Raw genomic sequence first — 20693 nt, 5'->3', positions numbered from 1 at the left:
TCATTGTAGCCTGCTGGTACACAGAGGTCAACAATAGTTGGATAGACCCTCATATTTGGATAGGAGGAAATAAAATGGCTTCAGCTTCAAAAAAAGCTTCACCTGCTGGTGATCCGATGTCCATGCGCAATATTATTGCACCGCTGATTGCCATTATCGTCGGTATGTTCATGGTTATTTTGGACGGCACCGCAATGAATGTCGCTATGCCAGGTTTAATGGCCGACTTCAAAAGCTCGATGTCACTTGTTCAGTGGACCATCACGGGTTATGCACTTGCACAAGCTGCTGTTATTCCGCTTGCGGGATGGATGTCAGATCGTTTTGGCGCCAAACAAGTCTTTTTGTTCTCAATCATTATGTTTACGATTGGTTCCGGTCTTTGTGCATTAGCAACAACCGCTGAACAGCTTATCGTATTCCGTATCATTCAAGGTCTTGGCGGCGGTATGGTTGCTCCAATCGCAATGGCCTTTACCTTTAGACTCAGCCCTCCTGGCAAACAAGGAGCAGTTATGGGTATGATCGGTATTCCAATGCTGTTAGCTCCCGCTCTTGGCCCTGTAGTAGCAGGCTGGCTCGTTGATTATGTATCTTGGCATTGGATATTTATTATCAATCTTCCGATTGGTGTCATTGCCGTTATCGTAGGGCTTCGCACCTTGCCAAAAATTGAACGCAAACATGTTCCTTCCCTAGACTTTTTAGGTATGATTTTTGCCCCACTTGCTTTTGCCAGTCTTGCTTATGGCGTAAGCTCTGCTGGCGGCGGTGAAGGCGGCGCAGGCAGCGGCTGGACTTCGCCTGAAGCTTTGATCGGAATGATAGTAGGCGGTTTTTCGCTTATCCTCTTCATCATCATAGAACTGAAGCGCAAGGAACCGTTGCTTGAGCTTCGCGTCTTTAAATCAAGCAATTTCACACGCGGCATTATTTTGCAGTGGATTGTTCAAATCGCATTATTCGGAACATTATTCTTGATTCCGATTTTCTTGCAAATCGCCAAAGGTTACTCCGCATTTGATACTGGACTTATTTTGCTTCCACAAGCTTTAGCAGCAGGTATCTTCATGCCGATCGGCGGCAAGCTGTTTGACCGTTTCGGAGCTCGTCCAATCGTCATTGCCGGTTTATCCATTGTTACGATTGCAGGCTTCATCCTTAGCCAGCTTTCAGCGGACACGACTCTTCTCACTCTTATGATTCCGATTGCTCTTCTCGGTGCAGGTATGGGCTTGTCGATGATGCCGCTTAACACACATATTATGCAATCCGCTCCTAAGGAGCTCGTTAGCCGCGTAACCTCGCTGACCGCAGCTGCGCAGCAGGTTATGACTTCCTTTGCAATCGCCGGCTTGTCGACGATTCTCGCTAGCAGAGTAGAGCATTACAGCGTAACTAACCCAGGACCAAATGTAGTGTACTCCTCTTACGGAGATACGTTCTTCATCTTGGCATCCATTTCAATCGTTGGAGCCCTCACAGCCTTCCTACTTCGCAGACCGAAGCAAGAGGATGGCACCAATGCTGAGAATAAACCTGAAGTATCCATGATGATGGGACATTAATTCCATTTTTACAAACAAAAAAACAGCTTCCTCATCGTCTCTGACGACAGGGAAGCTGTTTTTTTATTGATTAATCTATGATTTCAGCCATATCTCCGTTTTTCACGCCTGCTGCATTTGCTTCATCTGTATCGATGTGCATATCAAGTGCGAATTGATCAGATACACGTGCAACAACATTTTCAAATACGACACCGCGCTCGCCGGCGAAACGAACCCGCAGCGACTGCTTGTCCGCAATACCAAACCGCTCAGCATCGCTTGTGTGGAAATGAATATGACGAGCCGCTACAATGACGCCCTCTTCGATTGTAACCTCTCCAGCAGGTCCTTGAAGCTTAATGCCTGCAGAGCCTTTTGTATTACCGGATTCCCGAACTGGCGGGTTAACGCCTAACGCAAATGCGTCCGTACGCGATACCTCGAGCTGCGTCTCTTTCCGTGCAGGTCCGAGAATTCTTACTTTTCCAAATGTTCCTTTTGGACCAACAACTGCTACCGTTTCATTCGCAGCGTATTGTCCTGGCTGAGACAATGGCTTCATTTCAGTTAACGCATAACCTGCCCCAAACAATATTTCAACATGCTCCTGTGATAAATGAATATGTCTTGCAGATACTCCGATTGGTACTCCTCTATGTATCATGTTGTCACTCTCCTGATTTAATTTTGTTGTTTTCCACAGAGTTGAAAGAAAAAGCATACGGCCTTTTGGCCGCATGCTTATCATACCACTTATTTAAATTCGGCAACAAGCTTATCGAATTCTTCTGGGGTGATTTTGATATTTTGCTTAGCTAGAGCCTCGGGCTTGAAGCCTGTAATCAAATCTTCATAGGCTTTTCGCGTTTTATTCTGATAGATAAGTCCTGTGAGCATGCCGTTTGTTTCCATAATCTTGTTCATCGCCTGCACACGGTTTGTTGGATCGTAATCAGGGAATTGCTCCAAGTTCACGATATTTTCCTTAAACCAGTCGTACGTATTGATTTTGTTGAAGGTAACACATGGGCTGAATACATTAATCAAGGAGAAACCTTCGTGGTTGATTCCCTCTTCGATTAATTTCGTCAGCTGCTTCAAATCACTCGAGAATGATTGAGCAATAAATGTCGCACCCGCAGACAATGCAATCTCAAGCGGTGACAGCGTCGACTCAATCGAGCCTTCCGGCGTCGATTTTGTTTTGAAGCCTTCCGCGCTGCGCGGTGATGTTTGACCTTTGGTTAAGCCATAAATTTGGTTATCCATTACGATATAAGTCACATTCAGGTTGCGACGGATCGCGTGAACCGTGTGCCCCATACCGATAGCGAAGCCGTCTCCGTCTCCGCCTGAAGCGATTACGGTAAGCTCGCGATTAGCCAGCTTTACACCTTGTGCGATAGGCAGCACGCGGCCGTGAATGCCATGGAATCCATATGCGTTAATGTAGCCAGAGATCCGGCCTGAACATCCAATACCTGATATAACCGCTAGGTTCTCAGGTTCTAGTCCTACGTTAGCTGCTGCACGTTGAATCGCCGCTTGAATAGAAAAGTCTCCGCAGCCCGGGCACCAGTTAGGTTTTACATTATTTCTAAACTCTTTGAACGTTGCCATCTAAACTCAACTCCTTACATGCTTTGTGAACGTCGGAAGGTAAAAATGGGTTACCGTCGTATTTAAGCAAGCTATCGATTTTTTCTGCAAAACCAGCATGCATTTTAATTTGTCCTGCCAGCTGTCCGGTTGCATTATTTTCGATGACAATTACTTTTTTCGCATTTTGCAAGTAAGGAAGCAGAGGTTTAGTTGGGAAAGGATGAATTTGACGAATCGTGATATGGTTCGTTTTCACGCCATCTAGAGTAAGCAAGCTTCTAGCTTCATCAATCGTGCCGCCAGTAGAACCCATACCGATTATAAGCAAATCAGGCGTTTCATGAGGCGCGTCAACACGAATAGCATCACGAATGTACATATCATTCAGCTTATTCAACCGCTTATCCATCATGTGCTGACGGTTCACTGCATTCTCCGATGGACGTCCAGTTTCATCATGCTCTACGCCTGTCACATGATGCAGACCGCCCTTCTCGCCTGGCAATACACGTGGGGAAATGCCGTCTTCTGTTAGCTCATAGCGTTTAAACAAATCGTGGCCTTCAAGTGCAGGCACATTCTCGACTAGTTTGCCGCGTTTGATTTCAATTTTGCTGTAATCAAGCTGATCACAAGACTGTTTGCCGAGCGACAGCTGTAAATCGGTCATCAGAATGACCGGTACTTGATATTCCTCAGCCAAATTGAACGATTCTATCGTATCGTAGAAGCAGTCTTCAATCGAAGCAGGAGCAATGACGATTTTTGGAATCTCTCCATGTGTACCGTAAACCATTGCGTTCAAGTCCGATTGCTCTTGCTTCGTAGGTAGACCCGTTGAAGGACCGCCACGCTGCGTATTAACGATGACCAGCGGTGTTTCTGTCATGCCTGCAAGACCAATAGCCTCCATCATTAGGGACAGCCCCGGACCCGCAGAAGCGGTCATTGTGCGAACGCCAGCATAGTTTGCACCAATCGCCATCGTTACCGCTGCAATTTCATCCTCTGTTTGCACGACTGTTCCGCCGAATTTCGGAAGCTTTTTAATCAAATATTCCATAATCTCGGAAGCTGGTGTGATCGGGTAAGCCGCCATCAAACGGCATCCAGCTGCCAAAGAACCTAGACCGATTGCTTCATTGCCGATCATGAACAGCTTCTGCTGCCCGTCAGCCTCATCTAGCTTAAATTCGTCAAGCGGTCCGCCCGCTTGCTCCAGCACAAACTCAGCCCCGCTTTTTACCGCTTCGATATTTTTCTCTACAACAGCTGCGCCTTTGCGTCCAAACTCTTCTTCAACCGCTTTATTGAATACTTCAAGCGGAAGACCAAGAAGCGCCCAAGAAGCGCCTGAGGCAACCATGTTTTTCATTAATGAAGTGCCTAGCTCCTCAGCCATCTTCGTAATCGGAACTGCAAACAGTCTAGCATCTATGCCTTCAGGTATCGTTGGGTTAAACTTTGCATCTGCAACGATAACGCCGCCTAGACGCAATTCCTTCGCATTCAAATCAATGCTTTCTTGGTCAAAAGCAACCAAGATATCCAAATCATCCGAAATAGCACGAATCGGCTTCGTGCTTATACGAATTTTGTTATTCGTATGTCCGCCTTTGATCCGCGAGGAGAAATGACGATATCCATATAAATAATAGCCTAAACGGTTTAGCGCCGTGGAAAAAATCCGGTCTGTACTTTCGACGCCTTCACCTTGTTGTCCCCCGATCTTCCAAGACAATTGACTAATCAAAATGCCCAACTCCTCTTTGTCTAAAACGTGCAATATTCTATTTCATCAAGTAATTATATAGTATAATTCATAACAGTCACAACAAGTTTAAAGCGCATATCTATAAAAATCAAGATGTAAACGCTTAATATAAGCATAGTTTGTTTCGATCAATCCCATACCGCAAATAGATCGAATTCATTTTAGTTAAAAGGGAGATTTTCCCGAAGAAAACGAAGTGCATTACCGGACATAAACTGTTCGGTTTGCTGCTCAGAATAACGTTTAAGAAGTGCCTCTTGAAGATTAATGAGTTCTCCAGGATGCGTTAACTGTTTCATATAACTATCAATTCCGTCAAAATCAGAGCCGAGCATTATATGCGATGCTCCGCCTAGCTCACAAATATGCTCAATATGACGCAATAAATCATCAATGACAACGACTTCCGCGCTGGATACAAACCAAGGCACAAAAGTAACCCCGACTACTCCTTGCATCTCAATTATTTTTTCAATTTGGGCATCCCTCAAATTACGTGGATGATCACAGATTGCTCTTGCATTTGAATGAGAAGCTAGGATCGGTCTCTTGGAAAGCTCAGCAACATCCCAGAACGCACGTTCAGATAAATGTGATACATCTATTAGTATATCCAAATTATTGCATTCTTCTACTAGCAATTTCCCTTTTGCGGTCAAGCCCCCGCCGCGCTGCTCCATCGCTCCGTCTGCAGCCCAATTCGCGTGATTCCATGTCATTCCAGCTGCACGTATGCCTAATTGATGCATGATGCGAAGCAGCGACATTTGGCCTTGAAGACCATCAACACCTTCAAGCGACAGTAATGCTCCGATTTTTCCATCCTTAATACAAGAATCCAAGTCATGGGTTGTCCTTACCCACACCATGTCCTCGCAGCTTAACACCATTTGGTGAAAACGATCTACACTCTCCAAAATCGGCTCTAGTCGACCATTCATTGATTGTGGAATATAGATTGCAAAAGTTTGCAAGATCGTTCCTGCAGCCTTTAAACGCTCGTATGTAACATCTAATTTGCCGGGCTTATTGCCTTGAAAATATAAATTTTCATCAATCAACAGTTTGCATAGCACATCGCAATGGAAATCTACCACTTTCATAGACGCACCTCACCGTTTATAATTTGCAGCAAAAAAACCTGTCTACGACGTAAACAGGCGAACGATTGTTTTTTAATCCAATTGGCTTACAGCTTAACGCCGCTTGGACTTGCTACCGAGGTTCAACAATCAATTTGATTGCTGTTCGATCCTCCCCATCGATAACAATGTCAGTAAAAGCCGGTATACAAATTAAATCCACCCCGCTGGGAGCGACAAATCCACGAGCAATCGCAACTGCTTTGATCGCTTGATTTAACGCACCAGCACCAATGGCTTGCAGCTCCGCACCACCACGTTCACGAAGAACGCCAGCTAGCGCACCTGCAACGGAATTTGGATTGGACTTTGCTGAAACTTTTAATACATCCATAAAAAGAACCTCCCCTTGGACTGTTGGATGGATTCCACTTTTAAATAGTATTCGAGGGAGTTTAAAAAATTCCTGCTTTTATTCCGCATATTAACAAACTGTTCTGAATTGTCAGAACTTTCACTAGAATCATAGTATTACATCAGAAGCCATTCATCTTCCGTAAGACGAATTTTCTCAATTTTCCGTGCCTGACCCGTCGCATCATCGATTTGAACAGTGATTGCATGCAAATGCCACTTTCCTTCATCCACTACAAAACGAACCGGCAGCTGCGTAATAAATTTATGCAAAACGGCGTTTCGCTCCATGCCAAGTACTCCTTCTTTAGGGCCAACCATGCCAACATCTGTTATGTAAGCCGTGCCCCCAGGCAGGATCGTATCATCATTCGTTTGTACATGCGTATGCGTGCCAAGGACGATAGAAGCTCTGCCATCGAGATGCCATCCCATCGCGATTTTCTCCGAGGTTGCTTCCGCATGAAAATCGACAAGGATATTGTTCGTTTGCTCTTTTGCCTCTTCGATCAATTCGTCTGCTTTGCGGAATGGACAATCGATTGGCGGTAAAAAGGTGCGGCCTTGCAAGTTAATAATAGCAAGCTGCTTTCCGCCAGCCTTAATAAAAGCCATGCCTTGTCCAGGAGCGCCTTCTGCATAATTTGCTGGGCGAACCAAGCGCGGCTCGTCGTCGATCCATTCAAAAATATCTTTATTATCCCACGTATGGTTGCCCATCGTTATGCCATGGATTCCCCATTCGAAAAATTCCTTAGCAATGGTTGCTGTAATCCCACGCCCAGCAGCGGCGTTCTCGCCATTCGCAATAATAATATGAGGGTTATATTTACTTTTAAGTGCTGGCAGTACTCGCTTTAACGCGCTTCTTCCTACATTGCCTACGATATCGCCGATAAATAATACGTTCATTCATTACACTTCCTTTTTTGTACGCCTGCAAACAGAAAAGTGGCTAACTAGCAGCCACTTTTCTGAAAAGCTTATATTTTTTTGTTTACTTACTTTGCATATTCAACCGCGCGTGTCTCACGAATAACCGTAACTTTAATATGTCCCGGATAATCAAGTTCGCTCTCGATTTTTTTCGTAATATCACGAGCGAGTCGGAATGCTTCTGTATCATCGATTTTCTCTGGCTGCACCATGACGCGCACTTCGCGGCCAGCTTGGATCGCGTATGATTTTTCAACGCCTTCAAACGATTCGGAAATGTCTTCTAGCTTCTCCAGACGTTTGATATACGTTTCAAGCGTTTCACGACGAGCTCCAGGGCGTGCAGCGGACAATGCATCTGCTGCTCCTACGAGCATCGCGATAACGGAAGTGGCTTCCGTATCACCGTGATGGGAGGCAATACTGTTAATAACGACAGGATGCTCCTTGTATTTCTTAGCGAGCTCAACGCCGATCTCAACGTGTGATCCTTCAACTTCGTGGTCAAGCGCTTTACCGATATCATGCAGCAAGCCTGCACGCCTTGCGAGCGTAACATCTTGACCAAGCTCTGCTGCCATCAATCCAGTCAAGTAAGCGACCTCCATTGAGTGCTTCAGCACGTTTTGACCATAACTTGTCCGATATTTCAATCGACCTAAAATCTTGATTAAATCCGGATGCAAGCTATGAACGCCAACCTCGAAAGTAGCTTGCTCACCGTATTCACGGATACGCTCATCCACTTCTTTACGAGATTTTTCAACCATTTCTTCAATGCGGGCAGGATGGATACGACCGTCAGCCACAAGCTTTTCCAAAGAAGTGCGGGCAATTTCGCGTCTTATCGGGTCGAAACCAGATAAAATGACCGCTTCCGGTGTATCGTCGATAATAAGATCGATACCAGTCAATGTTTCCAAAGCACGGATATTACGGCCTTCACGCCCAATAATACGGCCTTTCATTTCTTCATTAGGCAAGGTTACGACGGAAACCGTCGTCTCTGCCACATGATCTGCCGCACAGCGCTGAATAGCTAGTGATATAATATCACGGGCTTTCTTATCGGCCTCTTCTTTCGCTTGCTGCTCGATCTCTTTAATCATCTGTGCTGTCTCATGTCGTACTTCCTGTTCAACATTGGATAAAATGATCGATTTCGCATCTTCCGTTGTCAGACTCGATATACGTTCCAATTCACTTAACTGTTGCTTGTAAATGGAGTCGATCTGCTCTTGCGTTTCTTCGATCCGTTTTTCTTTGTTGGCTACAGTTTCTTCTTTGCGTTCTAGCGCTTCTAACTTTTTATCCAGCGACTCCTCTTTTTGGAGCAAACGTCTTTCCTGACGTTGAGCCTCGTTGCGACGTTCACGAATGTCTCTCTCGGCTTCGGAACGAAGTTTGTGGACTTCATCTTTTGCCTCTAGCACAGTTTCTTTCTTCTGAGCTTCCGCTTCTTTTTTCGCATTTTCTACGATTACAATAGCAGCTTGCTCAGCACTTGAAATTTTGGCCTCGGCAATCGACTTTCGAATAAAATAACCAATCCCAAAGAATATTGCGCCAACAAAGAGACAGATCAAGATCCAAATGATCTCATTAGGCATCTTGTTCACCTCCTTGTTGCATACACCAAGGCACTGCTTGGGATGATATTAGGTTTTCAACCGGCTTCAAACCGTTTAAACATTTACTAATTTGACGAAAATAATCGTATTGAATCAACTTTTGGAAGGAAAATTGATTCAATAATGAAGGAATACAACCTCATTTTATCTTTTCGTAAAATCAATTGTCAAGCAAAAGCCCATCATCTTCCTCGAATGAGTCTTCTTCCCCATCCAGATCGATCGACTTTATCACATCTTTCACGATATCTCCCGGAAAGCCGCTGCGCATTAAATACCCCATAAGCTTACGTTTTTTCTCAAATGGTTCACCTTTTAAAGATCGCCATTTCTTCTCCGCAGCCTTCTTAGCAGATGCTAATTCCACTTTCTGGTCCAGTGAACCGATTGCTTCTGCTGCGGCTTCTTTCGACACGCCTCGCTGCTGCAGCTCTTGCTGAATGAACCGTCGACCCTTTAAGCGATTCTTAAGCCGGCTGGTCGCAAATTGGCGTGCATATTGTTCATCATCCACAATATGCTCTCTTTCTAAACGGTCAAGGGCATACTGAATATTGTCAGCTTCAAAAAACTTGCGATTCAAATATTGCTCAATCTGCTTTCTCGTTCGCGGTCTTGCTCCCAAATATGCGATAGCCATTATATATCCCCGATAACGCTCATCTTCCATTCGTATTTCATCGGCCTGAGCTTCGGTTACAAGTTGTCCCTTGGTCAATCGATAACGAATCAATATATCTTCATGCACGGACAGAATAGCTTTCTCTGACTCGGCAAAAAGATGGTATAACTTCCGTTCTTTTTTGTCTTGCTTAACGGATAATATCATCCATTCTTCTTCGGTTCTTGAATGGCTTTGGGTCATACGGTACATCCTCTCTAAACACAGCTTCGCCGTCCCTAACAGGACGGCGAAGCATCAACACGTATAATTGCCGGACAATTTATTCTAGATCTTCGAACTCTTCATCATCTTCATCAGGTTTGAAATTAGCCTGAGTTGCTGCTGCAGATAAGTTGCTCGCATCGCGAATTTGCTTTTCAATAACTTCGGCAACATCCTTGTGATCTTTCAAATATTGCTTCGCATTCTCACGACCTTGGCCCAGACGCTCGCCATTGTAAGAGAACCATGCTCCGCTCTTCTGAACGATATCCATCTCAACACCGATATCAACAAGCGTACCTTCTCTGGAAATACCTTCGCCGTACATGATGTCCACCTCAGCTTGCTTAAACGGTGGAGCAACCTTGTTCTTAACAACCTTAATACGAGTACGGTTACCGATCATGTCATTGCCTTGCTTCAGCGTCTCAATACGACGAACGTCAAGCCGTACGCTCGAGTAGAATTTCAATGCGCGTCCGCCTGGTGTTGTCTCGGGGTTACCGAACATAACGCCGACTTTCTCACGCAATTGGTTAATAAAGATCGCAATTGTTTTCGATTTGCTAATTGCTCCCGATAGTTTTCTCAAAGCCTGAGACATCAGACGAGCTTGAAGACCTACGTGAGAATCACCCATGTCGCCTTCGATTTCAGCTTTCGGTACAAGTGCCGCAACGGAGTCAATAACGATAATATCTACCGCGCCGCTTCTTACAAGAGCTTCGGCAATTTCCAAAGCTTGTTCGCCTGTATCAGGCTGCGAAAGCAATAGCTCATCAATATTTACACCAAGCTTGCTTGCATAAAGCGGGTCAAGCGCATGCTCGGCATCGATAAAGGCAGCTTGTCCGCCAATTTTTTGAACCTCAGCAATCGCGTGAAGCGCAACTGTCGTTTTACCAGAAGATTCTGGTCCATATATTTCGATAACCCGTCCACGCGGTAATCCGCCTATTCCCAAAGCAATATCTAGAGCAAGCGAACCGCTAGGCACGGTCTCAACTTGCATGTGTGTGGATTCTCCCAATTTCATGATGGAGCCTTTACCAAATTGTTTCTCAATTTGACGCAAAGCCATTTCTAGTGCAGCGCGACGATCCGACAAGAAACTCACATCCTTCTTTATTTATAATTTTATGATACCTTTTTTCCGGCAGGTTGACAAGCATTTTTTCGAACATACATTCGCCTTTTCGCTTCGCCCCCTTAAATGGACATAAAAAAAACCGCAGCAAAGGTAATCTTCGCTACGGTTCTTCCGATAACTAAGCTTTATTATAACGGTCAAACCGTCAATTGACAAACATTATTTATGGCAATCATCCATTTGCCAAACATGCATCTGCCATTCCTAATCAGCAAAATTACCGTGCTTGCAGCGCAAGCCACAAACGATACAAAGCAGACTTTACTGCTCGCATTCTGATCATGCCTCTGCCGCCGCTCAAATTCAGCGTATGAACAGCGGTCGGTTTGCCGCGTTCGGCAATTCCTACATAGACAAGCCCCACTGGCTTGCCTTCTGATTGCGCTGGTCCAGCAACCCCTGTCAAAGAAACGCCAAAATCAGCATCGGAGAGTTCTCGAACCCGCTCTGCCATTAAAGCGGCAGTCGAATCGCTAATCGCTCCAGGAGCCCCTTCGCCTTCAAGTTGAGTCATCGGAATGCTGAGCAAATGATGCTTCATTATATTGGTGTAGGTGACAACCCCTCCTACGTACTCTCCACTGCTTCCAGGAACGTTTGTAATTAGCTCGGCAAGCAAACCCCCACTAATGCTTTCCGCGCTCGCCAGCTTGCGTCTTGAGGCTCTCAGCAGGTGTATAACCTCCTCCTCCAGAGGGATATCCTGCTCTGCATACAAATATTCGCCTACCCGATCCTTAATCTGCTGCACACTTTTATCGATTTTCAGATCAGCCTCAATGGAAGAGCTCGCTTTGGTCGATACGCGTATCGAAACCTCGCCTTCCTTTGCATATGGTGCGATCGTAGGATCAAGCTGCCCATCAATCAGATCCAGAAGCTTAGCTTCGAGGTTGGATTCACCTATCCCCGCAAACTTTAAGATGCGAGAATAAAGCGGATTGGCCTCTCCCATCATCGAACGCAGCCACCGTTCACCGGCATCTTCCATCATCGGCTTCATTTCACGCGGCGGTCCAGGCAGCAGCAAATAAAGTGTTCCATCAACAGACAAACCGTTGCCAACAGCTAAGCCTGTAGTATTTTCCAACGGAACCCCGCCATCGATCATCAAAGCCTGACGACGATTGCTCTCCACCATATGAATGCCGCGCGAGCTGAACATCTGCTCAATTGCGGACATAGACGGCTCATGAATACTCAGCTCACGGTTCAAATAATCAGCTAATACATCTTTTGTAAGATCATCTTGTGTTGGTCCGAGTCCGCCAGTAAAAACAAGCAAATCCGCACGGCTTCTGCCGATCTCAATGGCTTGCCTCAGGCGAGCAGAATTATCCCCAACTACAGTCTGAAAATAGACGTCTACACCTAACTCTGCAAGCTTCTGCGATAAGTATTGAGCATTCGTATTAACAATTTGCCCGAGCAGCAGCTCTGTCCCGACTGCAATAATTTCTGCTTTCATGATTCAAGTTCTCCTTCATATTCAAATGTATGAGTAATTAAAGACATATAAGCAAAAGCATCTCCCCTTTTTGACGGAAAGATGCTTTACCATTATTCTACCGGAATCAGATGTTTGTTTTTCAAGAAATAATCAATGCCTGAGTAAACTGTAATAGCAGCTGCTACCCAGCTTGCAACAACATCGAATGGAAAATCAATAAAATTGAATGGGAAATTATTAATAAGAAGAGCGATAATCATCGTAATTTGAATCGCCGTCTTCCATTTCCCCCAAGTGCTGGCAGCCATAACAGAACCCTCTAAAAGTGCGATTTGACGAAGGCCTGTAACAGCAAACTCTCTACTGATAATAACAATTGCAATCAGCGCATTAAGTTTATCCATTTCAACAAGTGAAATGAGAACTGCCGCCACGAGAAGCTTATCCGCCAAAGGGTCAAGCAGCTTGCCGAGGTTAGTTACAATTTTGTTTTTCCTTGCAATATAACCATCTAGACCGTCTGTGCTTGCTGCCACAATAAAAATGAGTGCCGCTGCAATTTGATTGTATGTAATGGAGAAGTCAGAAATCGTGAACGACCCCAAATCCACTTTAATAAGCAGAAAAAACATAATAACCGGCACCAAAAATATTCTGGCTAGTGTAATGCGGTTCGCCAGATTCACGCAATTCCCTCCTCAGATCGATCTAACTCATAGGTGTGCGTTACGCGAACCCTTTGTTTGTAAAAAAAATCAGATTTTTGTCCCAGCTGCAATTCATTTGTTAAGCAGCTTTGAGTGACCGCATGTGTTTTTTCTCTCATCTATGTATCCCCCAGATCCAACTGTAAAGCTGTCTAAACAAGTATAATACATGCCATTACACGTGTCAAAAGCGGCTAAAGCCTCATTTTTCATCTATGGCTTTACCAAAACGAAAAGCCCCGTTTCTCGGAAACCGATGAAACGAAGCCTTTTTAAATATAAGAAAGTATATATTTTGTACCTACTCATCTTATATTTCTTCGCCAAAGCTGCTTCAGCATCCAGAGGACGCTGAAGGCGTTTTTGCTTGTTAGGAACGATAATTAGTAAATTGAAGCTCTACAGGCAAATCTGCTTCCCTAAGCAGCTTCATAACAGCTTGCAAATCATCTAAGCTTTTTCCGGAAACGCGCAGTTGGTCGCCTTGAATCAAGCTTTTTACCTTCAGCTTTGAATCGCGGATAAGAATATTAATTTTTTTTGAAACATCCTGCTCAATACCCTGTCTTAGCTTAATACGCTGACGAACCGTATTGCCGGAAGCACCTTCAATTTTTCCGTAGTCCATATTTTTAATTGGAACTCCGCGTTTTACCATTTTGGATAATAAAATGTCCAGCACACTCTTAAGCTTATATTCATCCTCTGAAGCAACAACAAGATCTTCCTTCTCAAGCGCAATGGAGCTCTTGCTACCTTTAAAATCAAAGCGTGTTTCAATTTCCCGCTCCGCCTGCTTTATCGCATTGGCTAATTCTTGCATATCCACCTTGGATACAATATCAAATGCATTTTCTGATGCCAATTCAATCTCTCCTTTGTTACGGTAATCATTATTCCGTTTTCGTTTGATTCGTTCCCGTACCTGTGTTAGTGCCAGATTCAGTTCCAGTTTCAGTATTTCCACCTGTTGCAGCGTTTTCGTCAATTAGAGGTTTAAGCAGCAGCTTCTTCGAGCCCGCTCTGTCCCCGTCAGGAACAATAACCCCATCAACCTTAATTTCCGTTAAATCTGCTCTACCAACATTGATATAAAGCGGACCCGTAAGTTCAAATGATTCAACACTGCCGTCCTCAGCATTCGCAGAATAAAGCTTCTCGCCTTGATTGCTGTTTGAACGTACCTCTAACCAGCTTCTTCCGCCGCTCACTTTAACCTCAACCTTATGGGCAACGCCAACAGGACCGATATCATATTGATCCGCTTTGCCTACTTTGCTTCCGAAAGTAACCGTCGTTGGTGCTTGTGTTGGTGTTGGCGGCGTTGGATTGTCGGTTGGCGTGTTTTCGTTGCCACCCGCGGTTCCTCCCTCATTCGTAGCTGGAGGTTTTGAAACTTCCGTGATATTGGTATTGTTGTCGGTTTGTTTGGCACCACCTGTGTCATTATTAATAACATACACCCAGATGACGACAACAATTAAAATAAGAAACGACCACATCATCACATTGAAGCCGATTTTCCCTAGTCTTTCTGAAGACTGGGACTGCACACGTCTTGGTGATCTTGATACAATCGGCTCAGATATTTGTTCTACCGGCGCTGCAGGCACCTCATGCTGATACAAACGAAGCACTTCGTCCGGATCAAGCCCAACAGCTTCTGAGTAATTTTTCACAAATGCTCGTACATAAAAAGGACCAGGCAAAACCGTGTGGTCTCCACTTTCAATCGCTTCCAAATACCGTTTTCTAATTTTTGTCGTTTCTTGAATATCGTCAAGCGTTAATCCACGTTGCTCTCTCGCCTTGCGAAGCAATTCTCCTAAGTCAGACATGAGACGGCCTCCTTCCGATTAGAAATCGTCTGTATAGTTAGTTGTAAAGGACTCATAAGAAATTTCTTCATCTGGGTTGTTCCGTAATTCAACAATAATATCAAAATGGCTGTAATCGTAATTGGATTCCTTAATAAATATGTCCGGATGCTCAATTACTTTAGTTGATGGCATAGCCATAATTTCCTGAAGCAAGCTGTAATGCTTTTCATTTGAACGAATCGTACTGACGATACCATCAATGATAAAGATTGTATTCGGCTGCATTTCGTCCTCTGACATCTGGCTTCTAACCGTCTGGCGCAATAAGGTGGAGGACACAAAGGACCATCGTTTGTTCGAGCATACGCTTCCTGCAATAATGGATTCCGTCTTCCCAACTCGCGGCATCCCTCTTACTCCTATAACCTGATTGCCGTCTCGTTTAAACACTTCACCCAAAAAATCGACCAAAATGCCCAGCTCATCGCGTGTAAAACGAAACGTCTTGCGATCATCAGAATCACGTTCAATGTAGCGTCCATGGCGCACTGCCAAAATATCTACAATTGTAGGCGTTCTCAGTTTATTAACAGTAATATTATCTACTTTTTGCAGCATTTTGCCAAGCAATTCAATCTTCTCATCATCGTCAGTTTGAAGCAGCATGCCCCTTGTTCTATCTTCCACACCGTTAATTGTCATAATATTAACCTCAAGCATACCGAGCAATGAGGCGATATCTCCAAGCAAACCCGGGCGGTTTTTATGTATTTTGTATTCCATGTACCATTGTTTCGATTCCAATGCGGTCACCGTCCTAAACCTGTTCTTGTAGAAGTATGTAAAAGAAGATTACATACATCATGAAACATAATTCTACAAGTTTCGTCACAATCCTGCAACCCAAAAAGAAACATTGCAGAAAAGCCTCCTAGAGGAGGCTCTTCTGCTTCTGCTTCTGTTAAGGAAGATGACGATTTCGTACGATTGCTGCTAAGACTCCTGAACGAGCTTGACCATTAAGCATGCAAGTGTTTTGCGTTCTGCTTCATCGCCAGCGTCCCATAGCTGCTTCAATACGCGTTCTTCCTCATTTTTCGGATCGACCTTCTCGTCGAGAAAAGTACCGATTTCGTAAGCTAAGCTTGAAATCGTTTCTTCCGTCATGCCGATTTTTTTGGCTTGCGATACGCGCTCTGCCAAAAATTGCTTCCATGTTGCAAAATTAGAAAGTACGGTTGACATGTTTCTTCGCCTCCTAAGGGTATAGAAAAAAATCATCAACAGTCATATGATGCGTAAACACTGTTCTAATTATGCAACAAGCTTGTCCCAAGAAGCAGCAGCCACCGACTACGTATGCCATCCGCCATTCGGACTAATGACTTGGCCCGTAATATAGGAAGATTCCGGCAGTGCAAGAAAATAAACAAGTGAGGCAATTTCATCTGTTGAACCAAAACGTCCAACCGGAATTTCCTGCTGAATAGCTGCCTTTTCCTCCGCATTGAACCCATCCATCATTTCTGTCTCAACTGCACCAGGAGCAACCGCATTGACCGTAACGCCTGTCGGCGCCAGCTCTTTCGCCAGCGCCTTAGTAAAGGCGTTCATGCCACCCTTTGTCGTGGAATAGAGAACCTCGCACGAAGCACCTGACATTCCCCAAATAGAAGAAACATTTATGATGCGGCCAAAGCGCTGTGCAATCATATTCGGCATAAATAGCTGCGAACAAAGGAACATTCCTTTGAGGTTGACCGCCATCACATCATCCCATTCTTCCTCTGTCACATCCATTAACATGCCATAATGTGAAATTCCGCCATTATTAACCAATATATCGGGAAGCATATTATGGCTCTCCAGCTTCTCCCGCATCCGCTCCAGCTGCTCCTTAGAGCGCAGATCAGCAGAAATGGTTAACACATTCGCGCCAAGAGCCATACACATCCGCGCCGTTTCATTTGCTGTCTCATGAGATTGCAAGTAATGGATAACGATATTTACGCCTTCCGCTGCAAATCGTTTAGCAATAGCTGCTCCGATGCCGCGGCTTCCCCCCGTAATAAGAACCGTCATCTGTTGGAGCGTCTTCATTTTGAAGGCTGTTCCACAATGGAAACTGCAAGCTGATCGAAATCAAAATGCTCGCGGAGCCGTTCATTCACTTGTTCAAGTGTACATTTCTCATAGAAATCGAGGACGTCGAACATGTCGCTGTCACGGAATCGATATCTTGTAAATTCACCGGCAATTGCTTCTGGGGAGTTAAGCATACGCAAATATCCACCGATTTTTTTACGTTTGGATCTTTCAAAAGCAGTAGGCTCAATACCGCTTACCAAAACGGCTTCAACCGCTGTTCGGATTTGCTTAATAAGCTCATCAGGATTTGGAGTATCTCCGCCGATAACGGAGAAAGCATAACCCGTGCTCGAATTATACTCGCTTCCAAATGAATCAGAGATCAGATCATTTTCATACAACTGCTGATAAAGCTTAGAGCTAGGTCCAATCAAAGCATCCAACATCAGCTTGGTCGTTACTTCTTGACGAAGAAGCGCTTCCCCTTCAAGACCTGTCTGCTTTTCTTTAAAGCCCAGCATGCATTTAGGCAATGATACAGGAAGCTCCGTTACCTTGCGCGCAATTTTCACTGTTTCCGGCTCTTTCTCGAAGTAACGTTCAATCGGTCCTTGAGGTTCAAACGACTTGCTATTTTGATTGTCGCGGACAAGCTGGAATACTTCCTCCGCCTTCACTCCGCCAACAACAAACAACAACATATTTGATGGGTGATAAAACGTTTCATAACAGCGATATAGCGTTTCCTTATCTATTTGTCTGATGGACTCGACAGTGCCGGCGATATCAATATGAACAGGATGCTCATGATAAAGCGCATCAATCAATCCAAAATAGACTCTCCAATCCGGATTGTCGCGGTACATATTGATTTCTTGCTCAATGATCCCTTTTTCCTTCTCCACATTTGTATCCGTAAAATAAGGGTTCTGAACAAAATTGATAAGCGTCTCTAAATTAGCGTTGATTTGCTCCGTTGCCGAAAACAAGTATACGGTTCGGTCAAAGCTCGTAAAGGCATTAGCCGATGCACCTTGAGAGGCAAATACTGCGAAAATATCGCCTGTAGGCTCTTCAAACATTTTATGTTCCAAGAAATGTGCAATACCGTCCGGCACTTTTACAGGCGGCTGGCTGCCAACTGAAAAACGGTTGTCAACGGAACCATATTTTGTTGAAAATGTCGCGTACGTTTTATGAAAGCCTTCCTTCGGAAGCACGATAACTTCAAGTCCATTATCAAGCACTTCACGATACAAAGTTTCCTGAACATTTGGATAATTTAGGGTTTGCACCTTTTATGCCTCCTTTCGATCGCGCAAAAAGTAAATCGTATCGAGCTGTACTTGCTCTGCAACCTTAACGATATCCTCAGCTGTTACCGCTTGAACCTGTTCAAGCAACTGCTCTGCACTTCGATCTTTACCCGTTAACACGCCATTAAAATCATAAGCAATCATCTCATATGCTGAGTCTTGAAGCTCACGAAGGTGATTGGATATCATCGCCTTGGTTTGGTTCATCTCAAGCTCCGAGAGATTTCCTTGACGCATACTTTCAAGCTGCTCTTTAATAATCGCAACCGCTCGCTCGTAATTTGCAAACTCAATTCCGGATTGAATTGTGCATAACCCTTTATGTCCATCAAGACGGGATGCAGCGTAATAAGCCAAGCTCTCTTTCTCGCGGACATTCAAGAAAAGCTTCGAATGAGGGTATCCGCCTAAGATGCCGTTGTACATTAATGCAGCTGGATAAGCATCGTCAACATACCCGACTCCCGTACGAAGTCCTAAGTTCAGCTTACCTTGACTCACTTCCATCCGATCTGTAACCTGTTTTACTTCCTTAACAGGGTGGTGGATGTTAGGCGTTGAATAAGCAGATGGTGAACCATCCTTCAGCTTGAAGGCGCTCGACACAAGCTCCGTTACTTCCTCAAGCGTCGTATCTCCAACGACATACAAGTCAAGCGCTGCATTATCCAGCCACTGCAAATAGGAATCATAAAGTGAAGATGAGGTAATGGATTCGATTTCAGCAAGCTTGCCTAGTGGATGCAAACGATAAGGCTCATCCGCGCACATTTCTTCCAAGCAGCGCTCAGCGGCGTATCGAATTTTATCATTTACGATCGCCTCTAAACGTTTTTTGAGCGTCGTTTTCTCGGCATCTACATACTTCTGATGGAAACCATTCTGATCTATGAGCGGATCTGTTATTACATCACCTAGAAATTGCAGCGATTCTGCAAGAAGTGGAGTATCGGATGAAACAAACTCATCATTTATGACATCCATTCGAAATTGGACGATCTGAGAGTCGCCTCTTTTATATACATCAAACCCAAAGCCTGCTCCATATAAATCGTCAAGCTTCTCACGAAAAGTAATCGTTTCTGGTAATTTCGCCGTGCCTCTTCTCAGTACAAACGGAATAAGAGCAACCGGTGTTACTGTTGCTTCTTCAAGTGAAAGTCCCGCAAATAACGAAATGGCAAACGTTTTGAATCGTTTTGTAGGCAATACATGCAGACGAATGCGCTGCAGCTGACCTCTTTCAAATGTGGACACTCGGTTTGCTCCTTTCAACGGCGCGTTATAGAGTAAATCTATTCCATTAAACAAATCACTATACCATTCTAACCTATAGGAAATGGAAGAAGCAACCACTGCTGCACTAGGCAGTAACGGCTGCTTCCTTTCGAGAATGGCTTATAGTTACATACAAAATATATGCTTGCCGATTGTTTTAATTTGTGTTCTTGTCCAGATCCATTTCGAGGTTGCTGTTTCTGGATTGAAATAATAAAGACAACCGCCAGAAGGATCTTGGCCGTTAATGGCATCCATAACTGCCTCGCGCGCTTTCGCATTAGGCGTGAGCCAAATTTGCCCGTCAGCAACCGCTGTAAAGGCACCAGGCTGGAAGATGACGCCATAAATCGTGTTAGGGAAACTTTGAGACTTCATACGGTTAATGATAACCGCAGCAACCGCGATTTGGCCTTCATACGGCTCGCCTCTTGCTTCACCGTATACGGCATTAGCCATTATCTGTATGTCATTTTCCGACAAGCCTAATCGGTTGGAACCTCCAATGGGTGCCTTATTGCCGGAAGAACCAGCATCTTCTTTACCGCCAGAATTAGAACCGGAAGCAGGCGGGGCTGCTGCTGATGGCGTCCATTTTTTTGTTGCTTCCCAAAGCTTCAGCTTTGTTTTGGCACCGACAATACCGTCCGATTTAAGCCCAAACTTCCATTGAAACCATGTGACTGCATTTTTTGTGCTCGATCCAAACTTCCCGTCTATATCACCTTTAAAATAACCGAGGTGCTTTAGCCGTCCTTGCAATTCTTTTACGTCTTGTCCAGTTGAGCCTACCGTTAAGGTGGCGTTGCTGAACGTTTCCTTTACTCCGTCATGCTTTCCGCTCAGTAACGAAAAGGAACCGAACAACAACAGCACGATAATCGAGGTCACCAAAATCAAACGATTTCTCATGATGGGATCTGCCTTTCTCTTGCAAGTTAGTTCGCTTAAGGTAGCGTTACCTAACTTTAGTATGAGAAGTTGATCCCACTTCTATGCACTTCGTTCC

The 20693-nt window shown here is 44.6% G+C and carries 21 protein-coding genes; 1 reads left to right on the top strand and 20 read right to left on the bottom strand.

Annotated features, from left to right (window positions below; translation table 11 throughout):
- Positions 1–74 precede the first annotated feature (74 nt).
- Complete coding sequence (locus BK120_RS19730; RefSeq protein WP_076269214.1) at positions 75–1568, top strand: MDR family MFS transporter; 1494 nt, start codon at positions 75–77, stop codon at positions 1566–1568.
- 70 nt (positions 1569–1638) lie between these two features.
- Here BK120_RS19730 and pduL read toward each other — a convergent pair whose 3' ends face one another.
- From pduL to sleB, 20 genes are all read right to left on the bottom strand, one after another.
- Positions 1639–2214, bottom strand: coding sequence for a phosphate propanoyltransferase (gene pduL, locus BK120_RS19725; protein ID WP_372239009.1), 576 nt, complete (start codon positions 2212–2214; stop codon positions 1639–1641).
- Positions 2215–2303: 89 nt separating this feature from the next.
- Positions 2304–3170 carry a 2-oxoacid:ferredoxin oxidoreductase subunit beta gene (locus BK120_RS19720; protein ID WP_076269213.1) on the bottom strand — a complete coding sequence of 289 codons (867 nt, stop codon included), beginning with the start codon at positions 3168–3170 and terminating at the stop codon, positions 2304–2306.
- Positions 3148–4905, bottom strand: coding sequence for a 2-oxoacid:acceptor oxidoreductase subunit alpha (locus tag BK120_RS19715; RefSeq protein ID WP_076269212.1), 1758 nt, complete (start codon positions 4903–4905; stop codon positions 3148–3150). The genes BK120_RS19720 and BK120_RS19715 overlap by 23 nt, the downstream gene beginning before the upstream one ends.
- Before the next feature lie 182 nt (positions 4906–5087).
- Positions 5088–6029 carry a dipeptidase gene (locus BK120_RS19710; RefSeq protein ID WP_076269211.1) on the bottom strand — a complete coding sequence of 314 codons (942 nt, stop codon included), beginning with the start codon at positions 6027–6029 and terminating at the stop codon, positions 5088–5090.
- Between the two features lie 112 nt (positions 6030–6141).
- On the bottom strand, positions 6142–6402 hold the full coding sequence (locus BK120_RS19705) for a stage V sporulation protein S (protein WP_006036664.1): 261 nt from the start codon (positions 6400–6402) through the stop codon (positions 6142–6144).
- Positions 6403–6539: 137 nt separating this feature from the next.
- Complete coding sequence (locus BK120_RS19700) at positions 6540–7334, bottom strand: TIGR00282 family metallophosphoesterase (protein ID WP_076269210.1); 795 nt, start codon at positions 7332–7334, stop codon at positions 6540–6542.
- An 89-nt stretch (positions 7335–7423) separates the two neighbouring features.
- On the bottom strand, positions 7424–8968 hold the full coding sequence (gene rny, locus BK120_RS19695; RefSeq protein ID WP_076269209.1) for a ribonuclease Y: 1545 nt from the start codon (positions 8966–8968) through the stop codon (positions 7424–7426).
- 181 nt (positions 8969–9149) lie between these two features.
- Positions 9150–9854 (bottom strand): regulatory protein RecX, encoded by a 705-nt coding sequence (locus BK120_RS19690; RefSeq protein WP_256710954.1) that lies wholly within the window; start codon positions 9852–9854, stop codon positions 9150–9152.
- A 79-nt stretch (positions 9855–9933) separates the two neighbouring features.
- Positions 9934–10983, bottom strand: coding sequence for a recombinase RecA (recA, locus tag BK120_RS19685; protein WP_054028920.1), 1050 nt, complete (start codon positions 10981–10983; stop codon positions 9934–9936).
- 259 nt (positions 10984–11242) lie between these two features.
- On the bottom strand, positions 11243–12493 hold the full coding sequence (locus tag BK120_RS19680; protein WP_076269208.1) for a competence/damage-inducible protein A: 1251 nt from the start codon (positions 12491–12493) through the stop codon (positions 11243–11245).
- Between the two features lie 92 nt (positions 12494–12585).
- Positions 12586–13161: a CDP-diacylglycerol--glycerol-3-phosphate 3-phosphatidyltransferase gene (gene pgsA / locus BK120_RS19675; protein WP_076269207.1), complete on the bottom strand. Its 576-nt coding sequence runs from the start codon at positions 13159–13161 to the stop codon at positions 12586–12588.
- Positions 13158–13301 (bottom strand): hypothetical protein, encoded by a 144-nt coding sequence (locus BK120_RS35330; protein WP_179089831.1) that lies wholly within the window; start codon positions 13299–13301, stop codon positions 13158–13160. Before BK120_RS35330 ends, pgsA begins: the two co-directional genes overlap by 4 nt.
- A gap of 251 nt (positions 13302–13552) precedes the next feature.
- Positions 13553–14047, bottom strand: coding sequence for a YajQ family cyclic di-GMP-binding protein (locus BK120_RS19670; protein ID WP_076269206.1), 495 nt, complete (start codon positions 14045–14047; stop codon positions 13553–13555).
- A gap of 28 nt (positions 14048–14075) precedes the next feature.
- Complete coding sequence (locus BK120_RS19665; RefSeq protein WP_076269205.1) at positions 14076–15020, bottom strand: helix-turn-helix domain-containing protein; 945 nt, start codon at positions 15018–15020, stop codon at positions 14076–14078.
- A gap of 18 nt (positions 15021–15038) precedes the next feature.
- On the bottom strand, positions 15039–15806 hold the full coding sequence (locus BK120_RS19660) for a DUF3388 domain-containing protein (RefSeq protein ID WP_076269204.1): 768 nt from the start codon (positions 15804–15806) through the stop codon (positions 15039–15041).
- Between the two features lie 189 nt (positions 15807–15995).
- Positions 15996–16247 carry a DUF3243 domain-containing protein gene (locus BK120_RS19655; protein ID WP_076269203.1) on the bottom strand — a complete coding sequence of 84 codons (252 nt, stop codon included), beginning with the start codon at positions 16245–16247 and terminating at the stop codon, positions 15996–15998.
- 108 nt (positions 16248–16355) lie between these two features.
- Positions 16356–17102, bottom strand: coding sequence for an elongation factor P 5-aminopentanone reductase (gene ymfI, locus BK120_RS19650; protein WP_076269202.1), 747 nt, complete (start codon positions 17100–17102; stop codon positions 16356–16358).
- Positions 17099–18385: an EF-P 5-aminopentanol modification-associated protein YfmH gene (gene yfmH / locus BK120_RS19645; protein ID WP_076269201.1), complete on the bottom strand. Its 1287-nt coding sequence runs from the start codon at positions 18383–18385 to the stop codon at positions 17099–17101. The genes ymfI and yfmH overlap by 4 nt, the downstream gene beginning before the upstream one ends.
- A gap of 3 nt (positions 18386–18388) precedes the next feature.
- On the bottom strand, positions 18389–19663 hold the full coding sequence (gene yfmF, locus BK120_RS19640) for an EF-P 5-aminopentanol modification-associated protein YfmF (protein ID WP_144376799.1): 1275 nt from the start codon (positions 19661–19663) through the stop codon (positions 18389–18391).
- Between the two features lie 147 nt (positions 19664–19810).
- Positions 19811–20596 carry a spore cortex-lytic enzyme gene (gene sleB / locus BK120_RS19635; RefSeq protein WP_076269200.1) on the bottom strand — a complete coding sequence of 262 codons (786 nt, stop codon included), beginning with the start codon at positions 20594–20596 and terminating at the stop codon, positions 19811–19813.
- Positions 20597–20693 lie beyond the last annotated feature (97 nt).

It is taken from the genome of Paenibacillus sp. FSL A5-0031, assembly GCF_001956295.1.
Classification (GTDB): Bacteria; Bacillota; Bacilli; order Paenibacillales; family Paenibacillaceae; genus Pristimantibacillus.
This window is presented reverse-complemented; position numbering and strand designations above follow the sequence as displayed.

Excerpts from the sequence above, each read along its gene's own strand:
- BK120_RS35330 (WP_179089831.1), bottom strand. The coding sequence starts at position 13,301 with ATGAGAGAAAAAACACATGCGGTCACTCAAAGCTGCTTAACAAATGAA.
- pduL (WP_372239009.1), bottom strand. The coding sequence starts at position 2,214 with ATGATACATAGAGGAGTACCAATCGGAGTATCTGCAAGACATATTCAT.
- BK120_RS19730 (WP_076269214.1), top strand. The coding sequence starts at position 75 with ATGGCTTCAGCTTCAAAAAAAGCTTCACCTGCTGGTGATCCGATGTCC.
- BK120_RS19680 (WP_076269208.1), bottom strand. The coding sequence starts at position 12,493 with ATGAAAGCAGAAATTATTGCAGTCGGGACAGAGCTGCTGCTCGGGCAA.
- BK120_RS19710 (WP_076269211.1), bottom strand. The coding sequence starts at position 6,029 with ATGAAAGTGGTAGATTTCCATTGCGATGTGCTATGCAAACTGTTGATT.
- BK120_RS19665 (WP_076269205.1), bottom strand. The coding sequence starts at position 15,020 with ATGTCTGACTTAGGAGAATTGCTTCGCAAGGCGAGAGAGCAACGTGGA.
- BK120_RS19690 (WP_256710954.1), bottom strand. The coding sequence starts at position 9,854 with ATGACCCAAAGCCATTCAAGAACCGAAGAAGAATGGATGATATTATCC.
- BK120_RS19700 (WP_076269210.1), bottom strand. The coding sequence starts at position 7,334 with ATGAACGTATTATTTATCGGCGATATCGTAGGCAATGTAGGAAGAAGC.
- ymfI (WP_076269202.1), bottom strand. The coding sequence starts at position 17,102 with ATGAAGACGCTCCAACAGATGACGGTTCTTATTACGGGGGGAAGCCGC.
- rny (WP_076269209.1), bottom strand. The coding sequence starts at position 8,968 with ATGCCTAATGAGATCATTTGGATCTTGATCTGTCTCTTTGTTGGCGCA.
- BK120_RS19720 (WP_076269213.1), bottom strand. The coding sequence starts at position 3,170 with ATGGCAACGTTCAAAGAGTTTAGAAATAATGTAAAACCTAACTGGTGC.
- sleB (WP_076269200.1), bottom strand. The coding sequence starts at position 20,596 with ATGAGAAATCGTTTGATTTTGGTGACCTCGATTATCGTGCTGTTGTTG.
- BK120_RS19655 (WP_076269203.1), bottom strand. The coding sequence starts at position 16,247 with ATGTCAACCGTACTTTCTAATTTTGCAACATGGAAGCAATTTTTGGCA.
- BK120_RS19705 (WP_006036664.1), bottom strand. The coding sequence starts at position 6,402 with ATGGATGTATTAAAAGTTTCAGCAAAGTCCAATCCAAATTCCGTTGCA.